11 protein-coding genes are annotated in these 13,955 nt (G+C 64.4%); 8 read left to right on the forward strand and 3 right to left on the reverse strand.

Annotated elements, in window-relative coordinates; genetic code table 11:
• The first annotated feature begins 194 nt into the window (after positions 1-194).
• The 4 genes from F4Z81_11500 (at position 195) to F4Z81_11515 (ending at position 4,598) form a co-directional block, all read left to right on the forward strand.
• Positions 195-1,346, forward strand: coding sequence for a hypothetical protein (locus tag F4Z81_11500; GenBank protein ID MXW05681.1), 1,152 nt, complete (start codon positions 195-197; stop codon positions 1,344-1,346).
• A gap of 11 nt (positions 1,347-1,357) precedes the next feature.
• Positions 1,358-2,188 carry a tungsten ABC transporter substrate-binding protein gene (locus tag F4Z81_11505; GenBank protein MXW05682.1) on the forward strand — a complete coding sequence of 277 codons (831 nt, stop codon included), beginning with the start codon at positions 1,358-1,360 and terminating at the stop codon, positions 2,186-2,188.
• Between the two features lie 63 nt (positions 2,189-2,251).
• Complete coding sequence (locus F4Z81_11510; GenBank protein MXW05683.1) at positions 2,252-3,274, forward strand: Gfo/Idh/MocA family oxidoreductase; 1,023 nt, start codon at positions 2,252-2,254, stop codon at positions 3,272-3,274.
• A gap of 7 nt (positions 3,275-3,281) precedes the next feature.
• A complete protein-coding gene (locus tag F4Z81_11515; protein MXW05684.1) occupies positions 3,282-4,598 on the forward strand; it encodes a hypothetical protein in 1,317 nt (438 codons plus the stop codon).
• A gap of 28 nt (positions 4,599-4,626) precedes the next feature.
• On the opposite strand, the gene F4Z81_11520 is transcribed toward F4Z81_11515, so the two are convergent.
• On the reverse strand, positions 4,627-4,989 hold the full coding sequence (locus F4Z81_11520; protein MXW05685.1) for a hypothetical protein: 363 nt from the start codon (positions 4,987-4,989) through the stop codon (positions 4,627-4,629).
• Between the two features lie 274 nt (positions 4,990-5,263).
• Here F4Z81_11520 and F4Z81_11525 point away from each other — a divergent pair, with 274 nt between their 5' ends.
• The gene (locus F4Z81_11525) at positions 5,264-7,069 is read left to right on the forward strand and encodes a hypothetical protein (protein MXW05686.1); all 1,806 of its coding nucleotides are present in this window, start codon (positions 5,264-5,266) and stop codon (positions 7,067-7,069) included.
• A gap of 5 nt (positions 7,070-7,074) precedes the next feature.
• On the opposite strand, the gene ppk2 is transcribed toward F4Z81_11525, so the two are convergent.
• Positions 7,075-7,899, reverse strand: coding sequence for a polyphosphate kinase 2 (ppk2, locus tag F4Z81_11530; protein MXW05687.1), 825 nt, complete (start codon positions 7,897-7,899; stop codon positions 7,075-7,077).
• A 37-nt stretch (positions 7,900-7,936) separates the two neighbouring features.
• Positions 7,937-9,202, reverse strand: a complete 1,266-nt coding sequence (locus F4Z81_11535; protein MXW05688.1) for a hypothetical protein — start codon at positions 9,200-9,202, stop codon at positions 7,937-7,939.
• A gap of 158 nt (positions 9,203-9,360) precedes the next feature.
• Here F4Z81_11535 and F4Z81_11540 point away from each other — a divergent pair, with 158 nt between their 5' ends.
• From F4Z81_11540 to F4Z81_11550, 3 genes are read left to right on the forward strand one after another with little or no spacing between them, the layout of a single operon-like run.
• A complete protein-coding gene (locus F4Z81_11540) occupies positions 9,361-12,048 on the forward strand; it encodes a peptidase M14 (protein MXW05689.1) in 2,688 nt (895 codons plus the stop codon).
• 34 nt (positions 12,049-12,082) lie between these two features.
• Complete coding sequence (locus F4Z81_11545) at positions 12,083-13,282, forward strand: starvation-sensing protein RspA (GenBank protein ID MXW05690.1); 1,200 nt, start codon at positions 12,083-12,085, stop codon at positions 13,280-13,282.
• Complete coding sequence (locus F4Z81_11550) at positions 13,084-13,710, forward strand: RDD family protein (GenBank protein ID MXW05691.1); 627 nt, start codon at positions 13,084-13,086, stop codon at positions 13,708-13,710. The genes F4Z81_11545 and F4Z81_11550 overlap by 199 nt, the downstream gene beginning before the upstream one ends.
• Positions 13,711-13,955: the final 245 nt, after the last annotated feature.

Here is a 13,955-nt window from a genome sequence, read left to right on the forward strand (position 1 = left end):
AACGTATTCCTGCGGACACCTGCTGCAACCGGTTCAATATTTCTTGACACCAAACCAACCCGCCCATACTATCCCTTTTTCAAGACCCGCCATCGATTACTGGATCGCCTGCCGGCGTATTTCGGCGTATTCCGGCGAATCCGGCTCACGTTCGCGAGGCCCGGGAGAACCGATACACTGGAGGGATTGAGCCCATGTGGACCAGATGCTCCCTTTTGTGCGTCCTGACACTCTCCGTCCTGACGTACGTCGTTCCCGCCGCCGGGCAGGACGCCGGGCAGGAAGAAGACCGATTCTCCTGGAACGGGATGATCAGGACGCGGTTGCAGGGCGACTACCAGGACGGCAGCCGCGCGGTGAACCGGTTCATGTACGGTTTCTTTCTCAACGGTACGTTCCGCCTCACCGACCGGATCGACGTGGCCGGCCGTATCAAGACGGGGAACCCCAACGCCATCGTCACCTCGGAATGGATGTCCTACGGCGACTTTCTGGTAAACGAGCACCCCCACGTTTCATGGGCGTACGTCACGGTGCGTCCGAACCCCTCGCTGGCCCTCATCGCGGGCAAGTTCCCCCTGCCTTTCTTCCGGCCGACGCAGGTGGTGCTGGACAACGACCTCTCGCCTGAGGGCTTCGCCCAGCAGATCGTGATCGACAGCGAGGACGGAACATCGTCCTTCGGCATGAACTTCGGCCAGTTCATGGTCAACCAATTGGGCTCGCCGGTAAAGGACCTCGACCGCACCTATTTCCTGGGCGGACAGTTGGTGGCCCGCTTCACCCAGCCGGGAAGCTCGCAGACGCTGGCCGCCGCCATCTATACCGTGTCCGGCGCGGATTCAATCTTCGTCGCGCAGAACCTGAGATCCCCGCCGCTGATCGTGGCGCCGAATTCCAACCGGGCGAACCGGTACGGGGACGGTTACCTGTCCGAGTTCCGCATGATCAACCTCAGCGGTCAGTATACCCGGACCGTGAACGGCCGTCCGCTGTCCGTAAGCGCCGATTACGTGTTCAATACCGGGGCCGACGACATGCGCCAGGGCGTCACCGGCATGATTACCTACGGCAGCACGGCGCGGGTCGGCGGCACGCGGGGCGGGATCCATGCCTTTCTCATGCAGCAGGACGCTACCCTCGCTCCGTTCAGCAATATCGACTACTCCCAGACCAACACGAAGGGCGTCGGACTCCTGTTCGGTCACCATGTCATCGAACGGTTTAGAGTCGACATCGCGCTGTACACCCGCAAGTACGATTCCCCCGAAACACTCGTCTCTCCCGCGGCCAACAACGCGTGGCGTACCCGACTGCGCTTCATGTTGAGTTTCCTGTTGAACTGACGGCCCACAGCATGCGTCTCGGTTTTATTTCGCTCCTGCTGCTTTTCGTCGCGGCTTTCGCGGCCTTCGCGGTCTTCGTAGACGCCGCGGAAGCGCAGCCGCGCCTCAAGCTCGCAACGACGACCAGCACCGACGACTCCGGACTGCTGGACATCCTCCTTCCGCCTTTCGAAGAAAAGCAGGCGGGCGGGATCCGGGTGGACGTCATTGCCGTGGGTACGGGCAAGGCCCTGAAGCTGGCCGAAAACGGGGACGTGGACGCGGTCCTCGTACACGCGCCGAAGCTGGAGGAGGCCTTCGTGGCCGCCGGCTTCGGAGTGGATCGCCGGAACGTCATGTATAACGATTTCGTCGTCGTCGGGCCGTCTGCCGACCAGGCGGAGATCGCTGGGACGGAACGGGTCGCAGACGCCTTCGCCACCATCGCGCGGAGGAAAGCGTTGTTCTTCTCGCGGGGCGACCTGTCCGGCACCCACCTGAAGGAACGGGCGATCTGGGACCTTTCCGGGATCGAGCCCTCGGGGGACTGGTACGTGGAAGTGGGCCAGGGCATGGCGGCCACGCTGCGGATGGCGGACGAGAAGCGGGGTTACGTACTGATCGACCGGGGCACCTACCTGGCCCTGAGGGAAACGGTGAACCTTCGGGTCCTGGTGGAATACGATCCCCCGCTGCACAACCCCTACAGCATCATCGCCGTCAACCCCGAGCGGTGGCCACATGTCAAGTACGGGCATGCGCGCGCGTTCATCGACTACGTGACCTCGCCGGAAGCCCAGGCCATCATTGGCGGATACCGGAAATACGGCCAGCCGTTGTTCACCCCGTCCGCGACGGACTGAAGTTCCGTCCGCGGACTCGGCACCGGAAGCGGACTGAGCGCGCGACACAGAGGAGGACTTGAATTGATACGCATCGGCATCCTGGGCATCGGTTTCATGGGGACGACCCACTTCATGGCGATCAAGCATCTGGCGAACGCGGAGGTGGGGGCCATCTGCACCCGGGACGAACGGAAACTGAGCGGCGACTGGCGGCATATCCAGGGCAACTTCGGGGGAGGCGGCGGCGTGCAGGACCTTACCGGCATCCGTACCTGTACCGATATCGACGAGGTGCTGGGCGACCCGGACATCGATCTGGTCGACGTGTGCCTGCCCACGGCCCTGCACCACGAAGTCGTCCTGCGCGCGCTGGACGCCGGCAAGCACGTCCTCGTCGAGAAGCCCATCGCCCTCGGGCTGGACGAGGCGGACCGCATGATCGCCCGGGCGGGGGAAGCCGGCCGGACGCTGATGGTCGCCCACGTGCTGAAGTTCTTCCCCGAGTTCGCCTTCCTCAAGGCCGCCATCGACGACGGCCGCTACGGCCGCCTGCTGGGCCTGCATCTCAAGCGGGTCATCTCCAAGCCCCTCTGGGGAGAGGGCAACTGGTTCGGAGACTACGAGCGCACGGGCGCGGCGGGTATCGACCTGCACATCCACGACACCGATTACCTGCGTTACCTCTTCGGCATGCCGGACAGTGTGCACGCCGACGGCAAGACGAGTCCGAACGGCTACGTGCTCTACCTGAACACGCAGTACGGGTACGACGACCGCGACATCACCGTCTCGTCCCAGTGCGGGGCCATCAGTTCGGCCGCCTTCGAACACGGTTACGACGCCTATTTCGAGGAAGGCACGCTCTGGTACAACGTGCTTTCCGAACGGCCGGTAACGCTCTACACGCCCGACGGCGGCCGAACCGAACCGGAAATCGACTTTCCCGAGGCCTTCGAGGCCCAGTTGGGATACGCCGTCGACGCCCTGGAGAACGGCACGGAGCCCGACCTGGTCTCGGCCGGCGCGGCCCGCGACGCCCTGCGGATCTGCCACGGAGAGGCCGAATCGGTGAAGACGGGCAAGACCGTGCGGTTTCCGGACTGAGCCGGCCATGGCCCAGCTGCAATTCGGCACCGGCCGAACCGTCATCACGCCGCCCGTGGGGATCGAGCTCTGCGGATACGGTCCCTACCTCGAACGCCGGGCCACCGCGGTGCACCAGGACCTCCATTGCACGGCCCTGGCCCTGTCGGACGGCAACCGGATCTTTGTCTGGGTATCGAACGACCTGGTGTGGACGGACCGCTCCCTGGTCGACGAGACCCACCGCATCGTCCGCGACCGGTACGGACTCGACCCGGCCCGCGTAATCATCACCAACACCCATACCCATTCCGGCCCGGCCACCATGAAGACCGTGGCATGGGGGAAATGGGACGAAGACTACACGGCGGGGTTGCCGGCGTTGTTCGCCGATGCCATCGGCCAGGCCGTATCGAACCTGGCGCCGGGGCGGATCGGGTTCGGCAGGACACCTGTACCGGAGCTCTCGGTCAACCGGGTTGACGAGGGCGGGGAAGCCGACGGGGAAGCGCTGCTGATGCGCATCGACGATACCCGCGGCCGGATGCGCGCCGCCGCAATCAATTTCGGCGCCCACCCCGTTACACTCGGCGCCGACACTGTAGTTTGCGGCGACTATCCGGCCGATGCCATCGGGAAAATGGAGCTGGACCGGGAAGGCCTGCGGGTGCTGTTCCTCCAGGGCAGTTGCGGCGACCTCAACTGCCGGGGATTCGGCGATGGCATGGAAAGGATGAAGTCGAACGGTTCCCTCCTCCGCGATCACGTCCTGCCCGCCCTGGACGACATCGCGACGAACTCCGAGGTGGAGTTGGACGGCGACACCTTCGAGGTCGCGCTGCCCACGGAAGTCCCGGACCAGGCCGACCAGGCGACGCTGGAAGCAGAACTGGCCGATAGTCGCGACCGTCTCGAGGCTTCGGACAGTGATGCGGACCCCGCAGACCTGCGCAAACTGCGTTTCGAGGCGGACTGGCGCGCGCACCGTCTCGGCCTGCTTGACGGCCCCCATCCGCAGCGGCTGGAGTTCCGCGTTTCGTGGATGCGCATCAACGATGCCGTGCTGATCGCCCATCCGCTGGAGTTGTTCCTGACCTACGGCAAGCAGGTCCAGTCGGCCTCCCCTTACCCACACACCATGATCATCGGGTACGCCAACGAGACCGTCGGCTATCTGGCGAGGCCCCAGGATTTCGACCAGGAAGGATTCGGCTGGTACGCCGCGGTGTTCGCGCCACGGATCTGCCGCCATCTGCCCTTCGAACCCGATGCGGGTACCGTGTTTCGTGATCACCTCATCGCCCTGATTCACCGAGTACGGCAACGAGAGACGGCATCCGCCTGAATGAGCAACAAGACTGCCATTATTACGGTCATTGCGACTCCTTTGAACTGTTCGTTGCGGAGATGCTCATGTGACCTTCTACCCGGCCCAGCCGGCCGTTCATGTCGTGCATCTCCTCACGTAGCGACTTGATCTCACCGAAGACCGACATGCGATCGGTACGCATCTCTTCGCGTAAAATTCTGAATCCAGCGTGCATCTCCTCACGAAGCGATTTGATCTCACCGAAAATGACTTCCCGGTCCGCACGCATCTCTACGTGTAAGGAGTTGACTTTTTTAACCATCTCCTCACGCAGAGACTTCGTGATCCGTCCCGTGGAGGTCACGATTCCGAGCAACAGGACCCCCGCCGCGCAAATCACCTGGGTAACCACCATGAATTCCGTCATTTGATTCTACAGCCCCCTTTCCAGGATGCGTCCCTACGTTGACAACGCTCGATAGTACGCTATCTTAAAACCAGCCTGCTGCCGTACCGTTCTGAACGTCCCTGACCCGGCCATGAAGTCTACGGCCATGAAGACGACGGCCAATGAGTCGAACGGGACGTGGAACCGGCAACAGCGCCCGGCACCCGTGTTAAAAGAGTTAGTCATTAGCATCTGCCGTAACCTCGTAACAAAAAAACTATTGTAACACATCCGACCTTTGAAAGGGCCGAAAATGTCCATATCCGGATTCACCAGGACGGGGTTAATCCTGTCGTTGCTATTGATCATTACACCCGCTTCAGCGGTACTTACCAATGGCGAACCGGTTCTCAGGGATGCAGCCGGACCGACCGCGCCGGCCGTACCACCCGAACAGGCGTCATCGGCGCCCGCGCAAACCGACCCGCCCGCGCAGTCGTCGGCTCTCGCACAGTCCTCGGCGCCCGCGCCGACCGACCCGCCCCGGCTCACGGTGCTGATCATCATCGACCAGTTCCGCCACGACTACCTGCAGCGGTTCGACGACCTCTTCGTGGAGGACGGATTCCGCCGGTTCATGGACCGTGGCGCGTGGATGCAGGACGCCCGTTTCACGCACGTGCACGCCTCCACTTCACCGGGCCACAGCGTGGTCACCTCCGGGACCTACGCCTACAAGACGGGGATGGTCAACAACGCGTGGTACAGCCGGTCCATGGGGGTGTTTCGGCCATCACTGGTGGATCCGGAAAGCCACATCCTCGGATTGTGGCCCACCGCGACCGGACGCGCCTCCACGCGGGAACTGGTCGGCTCTTCCCTGGCGGACGAACTGCGCATGGCCACGCGCTACCGGGGCAAGGCCATTACGATATCACTCAAGGACTACAGCGCCATGATCTCCGCCGGAAAACTGGGCGCGCCGTACTGGTTTGAAGCGGGCCTGGGCCGGATCACGTCGAGCAGCTTCTTCATGGACGACCTGCCCGAATGGGTCAAGCGCTTCAACGACCGGAAAATCCCGGACCAGTCCTTCGGCCGCAAATGGGAACGCCTGCTGCCGGAGCAACTGTACCTTGAACGTGCGGGGAAAGACATCCGGGAGGGCGAGGAGGACAACCGGAACAGCGGGATCGTCTTCCCCCACGTGACGAAAGGCGGCCTGGAGGAACCGGGACCCCGGTACTGGAACGCCTTCAAGCACACGCCCTGGTCCACCGACTACCAGCTGGAGTTCGCCCGGCAGGCGATCATCGAGGAAGAACTGGGGCAGGATGATATCCCGGACGTCCTGGTCATTTCACTCTCCGCCAATGACTACATCGGCCACGATTTCGGCCCCTTCAGCCAGGAATCCATGGACGCCACCCTGCGCACGGACCGGCAGCTGGCGGACTTCTTCGCCTTCCTCGACGAGCGGGTCGGACGCGACCGCACCCTACTGGTCCTGACGGCCGACCACGGCGCACTGGAACTGCCGGAGCAGCTGGCGCTCAGGGGCCTGGAGGCCGGACGGGCCGGTCCCGAGCCGCTGACGGCCCTGATTGAGGAGGCCCTGGACGGACTGCACGGGGAAGACGACTGGGTCCTGCACGTGGCGGAATCGGGCGTGTACCTGAACTGGGAGGCCATCGACAGCCGTGGCCTGAGCCGGGCCGAGGTGGAAGAGACGGCGGCCGAGGCCGTCGTGACCCATCCGGCCGTATGGAAGGCCTATACGCGCCACCGAATCGAGCGGCGGCTGTTGCCGGAATCAGACCTCACGAAGACGGTCTATCACAGCTTCCATTCCGAGAACAGCGGCGACATCATGCTCGTCGCCACGCCCTTCTACCTGCTGCTGGGCGAGTACGGGTCGGCCACGGTGGGCACCTCCCACGGTTGGCCCCACGACTACGATACGCACATCCCGATCATGTTCCACGGTCCGTGGATCGCGCCCGGCCACTACCGGCACTCCGTCGACGCGGCGGATATCACGCCGACGATCTGCAACCTGCTGCGGATCACCCTGCCGTCGAACCGCGACGGGCGCATACTGGGCGAGATCATCAAGTAGGGACTTCAGTACACTTCGGGGATGAACCGCTGGTCGTCCATGGGAGGGCGGACGTAACCGGAGTCGGTATCGCGGTCCGGCAGATCGATTTTCGACGTAGGGGGATCCTTGTCGTAGGGGAAGAGGCTGAGCAGGTGGGTGATGCAGTTCAGGCGCGCGCGGCGCTTGCTGTCCGACGGCACGACGTACCACGGTGCCTGCTTGATGTCGGTGTAGTTCATCATCTCGTCCTTGGCGTGCGAATACTCGTCCCACTTCATGTAGGACTGCAGGTCCATATCGCTGAACTTCCAGCTTTTAAGGGGATCCTTGATCCGGTTCTTGAACCGCCGTGCCTGCTCCTTCGCGCTCACTGAGAACCAGTACTTGATCACGTGGATGTCGGAGCGGACGAGCATGCGCTCGAACTCGGGGCAGGACCGCAGGAACTCGCGGTACTCCTCCTCCGTGCAGAACCCCATTACCCGGTCGACGCCCGCCCGGTTGTACCAGCTCCGGTCGAAGAGGACGATCTCGCCGGCCGAAGGCAGGTGCGCGACGTACCGCTGAAAGTACCACTGCGACTGTTCCCGGTCCGTCGGCTTGGCCAGGGCGGCCACGCGACAGACGCGGGGATTGAGCCGCGCAATGATGCGGGAGATGGTACCGCCCTTGCCGGCCGCGTCGCGGCCCTCGAAGATGACCACCACCTTCAGGCCATGGTCGACCACCCATTCCTGGAGCTTGGACAACTCGACCTGCAGCCGGGCCAGTTCCTTCTCGTAGTGTTTCTGGCTCAGCTTTTTCTTTTTCTTTTTCGTCCCGGGGGCCGCAGGTTGGTTTTCGTCGATTTTGTTCACGCGCGTTCCTCCTGTGCCGTGACAGGCCTCAGCTTCCGCTCATCGTGAACCGCACGCCCATCCGGTCGAGCTCGTCGATCATCGCATCGAAACCGTCCCCGTAAATCGCCTGCTCGGGGGTAACGAAGGGCCGGCCGGGATGAGGCAGGTCTCCCCGGGCCGTCATCCGCGCGCCGATGGCCGCGGTGAAGGCCGTGGTCCGGGCCATGGAGGTGAATCCAGTCTCTTCGTCGTACCGGTCGATCATCTCGGCCGAACGCGTGGCGGGTCGTCCGTCCTTCTCGCCGATCGCGGTGACGCGGAACGTCGTGATGTCCCGGTCCTCCGGGGCCATTTTCACCCGGGGAAAGAGCACGGCGTCCACCACGTGCTTGGGGATCACGCTTACACCGTCCACGTCCACCGGTTCCTCGCTCAGCAAGCCCAGTTCTCGCAGCACGGTCACCTTATGCGAATACCCCGGCCAGCGCACGGTCTTCTGCGTGCCGGTACGCAGGCCTTTCAGCACATCCAGCTCGAGGAGCCAGGGGAAGAACCCTTCGTGCCAGGCTTCGCATTCCCCAACGCCGTCGAAGGAAACCGGTTCCGGGTCGGAGTAGCGGGGGACGTCCACGAGGCGCCCGTCCTTCACCATCCGGGCCGTGGATTCACGGAGGGGCAGGCGCTTGCCGCCGAAGACGATCTTGTACCCCAGGGGCGGTTCGGGCCGTGTCGGGATGCCTCCGCACTGAATGTGCAGTTCGTCCGTACGGTCGAGCTGCTCCGCCAGGCGGCGGCCCAGGATCTCGGTCAGTCCCGGTTCCAGCCCGCAACCCAGGATGACGAAGCCCCGCGAACCGGAAAAGCGCGATTCCAGGTCGTCGAGTTCGTCCCGGGGAATGCCGGCAATGTCCAGGCGGGTGAGGTCCATGTACGGCATGCCCGCTTCGAGGGCGAGCGGAAAAGCCGTCATGCTCGCGTCCCTCGGCAGTGCCGCCACGCCCGCCGCGTGATCCTTCATCACGGCAATGGACTCGGCGGCGTCGCTCATGTCCAGCCGCCGGTAGGCGACCTTGTCCGCCCCCGGCTTGTCCCGCAGCGTTTCGCGGCAGGCCCCGAGCTGGTCATCGCTGAGATCGCAGACCGTCACGCACTCCACCTTATCGTCCACCATGGCGTTGTACGCCGCCGCGGGTCCCATCAGGCCGCTGCCGATTACGAGAATACGCACGGGTGCCTCCGTTTGGATCAGACCTGCCGGAACGCAGGCATACAGCATGTTGTGGTAGTGACTGAGTAAGGAAGTCAGGATCACAATTAGCACGTTGGAAGGGGATCGCGTCAAGGCCAATCTGGCCGTAATGCCGCGCCGGATTAACCTTGATCCGGGTCCCGGGCGCCTGTATCTTGGCGCTTACGTTTTCCTCTAAATACCCGTCGTATTCGCGCCTAATTCCAAGTCAGGAACAGACGATGAACCGTGTCCACCCTCGCGCGTTGTCCGCAGTCTGCCTCTTTGCCTTCGGCCTGATCTGTATTCTCATCCCCGGAACCGTCCGGGCGCAGGACCTTCCGTTCGCCATGGAGGTCCGCGTGCCCGGTGTCGAATCCTACGACCCGGCCATCCCTCGTCCCGAATCGGTCATCGGCCACGTGGTGGGCGAAACGCACACGCGGTCCCACCTGGTGGCCGACTACTACCGGGCGGTGGCCGACGCCTCGGACCGTGTCGTGGTAAGCCGCCACGGCGCCACCTACGAGGGACGCCATCTGTACCACGCCGTGGTGACGTCGCCGGCCAACCATGGGCGCCTGGAAGAAATCCGGCTGGCCAACCACCGGCTGTCCGACGCGCCCGGCGAGGTCTCCGACGCCATGATCGAGACCATGCCCGTCGTCGTCCACATGGGTTACGGGGTGCACGGCAACGAGGCCAGCACCTCCGAGGCGGCCATGCTGGTGCTCTATCACCTGGCCGCGGGCAACGGACCGGCCGTGGACGACCTGCTGGACCGCGCCGTGATCATCATGGATCCCAACTACAACCCGGACGGGCGGGACCGTTTCGTCAACTGGGTCAACGCCAACCGTGGCCGGGTCGCCACGCGGGACGGCCAGGACCGGGAGCACGCGGAACCGTGGCCGGGCGGACGGACCAACCACTACTGGTTCGACCTGAACCGGGACTGGCTCGTGGCGCAGCACCCTTCATCGCAGGGCCGGGTGGGCCTGTTCCACCACTGGCGCGCCCAGGTGCTGACCGACTTCCACGAAATGGGCAGCAACGCCACCTATTTCTTCCAGCCCGGCATCCCGAGCCGGAACAACCCGAACACGCCGCAACGGACCTTCGAACTGACGGCGGCGCTCGCGGAGCACCACGCCGAGTGGCTCGACCGCCACGGTGCGCTGTACTACTCCCGGGAGACTTTCGACGACTTCTTCTACGGCAAGGGCTCCACCTTTCCGGACGTGAACGGCGCCATCGGCATCCTCTTCGAGCAGGCCTCGTCCCGGGCGCTGGAACGGATGACGAACGATGGGGTACTGACCTACCCCTTCACGATCCGCAACCAGTTCGCCACCTCCATGTCGACCCTGGCCGGCAGCCTGGCCCTGCGGACCGAGTTGCTCGCCCACCAGCGCGACTTCTACGCCTCGGCGCTCGAGATGGCGCGGCGCAACCCCGTCAAGGCCTATGTCCTCGATCTCGGCGAAACGCGGACGCGCACGCAGGCCCTCCTGCAGATGCTGCTGCGCCACCGCATCCGCGTCTACGAACTCGCGCGGACCGTGCAGGCCGATCGGGTCTTGCCGGCCGGACGGACCGACCGGAGCACGGAGGGCGAGCGCACCTCGGAGTCCGGCGGACGGTCCTTCCGCGCGGGCGATTCGGTCATCATCCCCATGGACCAGCCGCAGACGCGATTGATCAAGGCCTCGATGGAACAGGTCACGACCTTCACGGACTCCCTGTTCTACGACGTCTCGGCCTGGACCCTGCCCCTGGCCATGGGCGTTCCGAGCGGTGAACTGCACAGGTACTCCGACGACCTGGCCGGCGCGGAGATCACCGAAGCCGCCTTCGACGGCGGTGAGCTGATCGGCGGCCACGGGTCCTATGCATACCTGATGGAATGGAACCGCTACTTCGCGCCGCGCGCGCTCTACCGGCTCCAGGACGCGGGCCTCCGGCCCCGGCTGGCCAGGCAGCCCTATTCGGTGGCCGTGGACGGGCCGGACGGGCCGGGCGGCCCCGGCAGTACAGAACGAACCTTCGACCGGGGCACGATCATCATCCCCGTCGCCCAGCGCGACGCCGCGTCCACCGTAACCGCCGCGCAGGTGCGGGCGTTGATAGACCGGATCGTGGCGGAAGACCACGTCATCGTCCACGGCACGGATACGGGCCTGACGCCCACGGGCGGCGACCTGGGCGGCCCGACCTCCCCGGTGCTGGTCAAACCGGAGATCGCGCTGCTTTCGGGTCCCGGTACCCGGGCCTACGAGGTCGGCGAGACCTGGCACCTGCTGAACGAGCGGTTCGGCATTCCTGTTTCCCTGGTCGACGCCGACGGATTCGCCGACCTGGACCTGGACCGTTACACGACCGTGGTCATGGTCATGGGCAGCTACGACCTGGATACAGAAGACGTGAACCGGCTCATGGGATGGGTGCGGGAGGGCGGCGTCCTTATCGCCTGGAAGAGCGCCGCCCGGTGGCTCATCGGCAAGGAACTGATCGACGAGGGCCTGAGATCCGCCCGGCCCGATACCGTAGCGATCCCCTATGAACTGGTATCGTCCACGCGGGGGGCACAGCGGATCGGCGGCGCCATATTCGCGGCCACGCTCGACACCACCCACCCGCTGGCCTTCGGTTACGGCGACCAGGTACCGCTCTTCCGCAACCACGAGATCTTCTTCGAACCTTCCGCCACGCCCGGGGCCACGGTGGCCCGGTACCTGTCGTCTCCGCTGCTGGCCGGCTACATCTCGCCGAAGCGTCACGGCGAACTGGCGGATTCCGCCGCGTTGATCGCCCGGAGGCACGGCGCCGGCGCCGTCGTGCTTTTCGCCGACAATCCAAATTTCCGGGCCTTCTGGTACGGTACAAACGGCCTGTTCCTGAATGCTGTCTTCTTCGGCGGTGCGTTCTAGGCGCGAGCCGCGCGCCGCCGCGAAGGAAACCAACATGCCCGTAACCGTCACCGACGTGAAAACCATCCTGACCCAGCCTGCCGGGTCGCGCCTGATCGTCGTTAAGATCCTGACATCGGAACCCGGCCTGTACGGCCTGGGCTGCGCCACCTTCACCCAGCGGTTCCACGCCGTCCACGCGGCCATCGAACACCACCTCAAGCCCTTCCTCATCGGAAAGGATGTGGACGATATCGAAGACCTGTGGCAGACGGCCATGGTGAACGGTTACTGGCGCAACGGGCCGGTCCTGAACAACGCCATATCCGGCATGGACATGGCCCTGTGGGACATCAAGGGCAAGCGGGCGGGCATGCCCGTGTACCAGCTTCTCGGCGGCAAGTGCCGGGAGGCGGCGGACACCTACGTCCACGCCGACGGGAGGTCACCCGAAGAGGTGGCGGAAAACGTACTGAAGTACATGGAGCAGGACTACCGGCACGTCCGCTGCCAGATCGGCGGATACGGGGGCCGAAAGCCGCGGGTAACCCCGCCCGAAGGCGCGAAACCCGGGGATTATTTCGATCCGCGGAGTTACATGCGCCGCACGGTGAAGATGTTCGAGCACCTGCGCACGGCCGTGGGCGACGAGGTGGAACTGCTCCACGACGTGCACGAGCGGCTCACGCCCGCCGACGCCGTCGTCTTCGCGAAGCAGGTCGAGCCTTTCAACCTTTTCTTCCTCGAAGACCCCCTGGCGCCCGAGGACAACGAATGGTTCCGCCGCATGCGGCAGACCTCGACGACGCCCATCGCCATGGGGGAACTCTTCAACAATCCCGCGGAATGGCTACCCCTGATCGAGGGACGGCTCATCGACTTCCTGCGCATGCACATCAGCCAGATGGGCGGCATCACGCCGGCCCGAAACGTCGCGGCCATGGCCGCCATGTACGGCATCCGCACGGCCTGGCACGGTCCGGGCGACGTCTCTCCGGTGGGGCACGCCGCCAACCTGCACCTCGACCTGTGGGCGCCGAATTTCGGCATTCAGGAATGGACCCGCTTTGGCGACCTGGTCTACGAGATCTTCCCCGGCACCCCCGAAGTGCGCGGTGGATACATGTATCCCAACGACCGCCCGGGGCTGGGCGTCGAAGTGAACGAGGAAATGGCGGCCCGATATCCCTGCCAGGACGAGATCATCAACTGGACCCAGGCACGGACGCCCGACGGAGGGCCCGCCCGGCCGTGACCTTCATCTCCGGCTACTCCCTGTCCGAAGACTACGCCGGCCACCTCCAGCGGATCGGCGCCTTCGCCATCGACCTGGCGATCCTCACCGCCGCCGGCGCCGTGATGGCGCTGGCCGCCGAATTCCTGGATGCCGGCTCGGACCCGATAACCGTTCCGCTGCTGAGCGCCTTCCAGCTACTCATGCCCTGGTTCTACTACGCGGCGATGGAGAGTTCGTCCAAGGGTGCCACGATCGGCAAGATGATCCTCGGCATCCGGGTGGCCGACGCCGAAGGATACACGCCCACTTTCGGTCGCGCCGCGCTCAGGGCAATCCCCAAGTGCATTCCCATCCTCTGGCCAGGCTATCTCGCCGCCGTCTTTACCCAGCGCAGACAGGCCTTTCACGACATGATCGCCCGGACGCTGGTGGTGCGGGCCGAATAAACCGGGTGATTCCCCCCAAAAAACCGGTTGCCATCATCGGATTATTCCAGCATCATTAGCGTTCGCCTGACGCTAATGTTTCTCTTCTTCCCAGGATCCCGCGATAGAACAGGATCCCGCGGTAATAGTTCTGGATCGGCCCGTGTCACGACCCCTGCTGCATCCGTTAACCTTGCTCGTACTCGGCACGCTGATCGCCCTGATCCCTCTGACCGTCGCGTGCGGCAAGGACAGCCCCACTACGC

This window comes from Gemmatimonadota bacterium (assembly GCA_009835325.1).
Classification (GTDB): domain Bacteria; phylum JAAXHH01; class JAAXHH01; order JAAXHH01; family JAAXHH01; genus JAAXHH01.

What these genes read in the sequence shown, in the direction of transcription:
- F4Z81_11545 (MXW05690.1), top strand. Translation starts at nt 12,083, where the DNA reads ATGCCCGTAACCGTCACCGACGTGAAAACCATCCTGACCCAGCCTGCC.
- F4Z81_11540 (MXW05689.1), top strand. Translation starts at nt 9,361, where the DNA reads ATGAACCGTGTCCACCCTCGCGCGTTGTCCGCAGTCTGCCTCTTTGCC.
- F4Z81_11505 (MXW05682.1), top strand. Translation starts at nt 1,358, where the DNA reads ATGCGTCTCGGTTTTATTTCGCTCCTGCTGCTTTTCGTCGCGGCTTTC.
- F4Z81_11520 (MXW05685.1), bottom strand. Translation starts at nt 4,989, where the DNA reads ATGACGGAATTCATGGTGGTTACCCAGGTGATTTGCGCGGCGGGGGTC.
- F4Z81_11515 (MXW05684.1), top strand. Translation starts at nt 3,282, where the DNA reads ATGGCCCAGCTGCAATTCGGCACCGGCCGAACCGTCATCACGCCGCCC.
- F4Z81_11525 (MXW05686.1), top strand. Translation starts at nt 5,264, where the DNA reads ATGTCCATATCCGGATTCACCAGGACGGGGTTAATCCTGTCGTTGCTA.
- F4Z81_11500 (MXW05681.1), top strand. Translation starts at nt 195, where the DNA reads ATGTGGACCAGATGCTCCCTTTTGTGCGTCCTGACACTCTCCGTCCTG.
- F4Z81_11550 (MXW05691.1), top strand. Translation starts at nt 13,084, where the DNA reads ATGGACCCGCTTTGGCGACCTGGTCTACGAGATCTTCCCCGGCACCCC.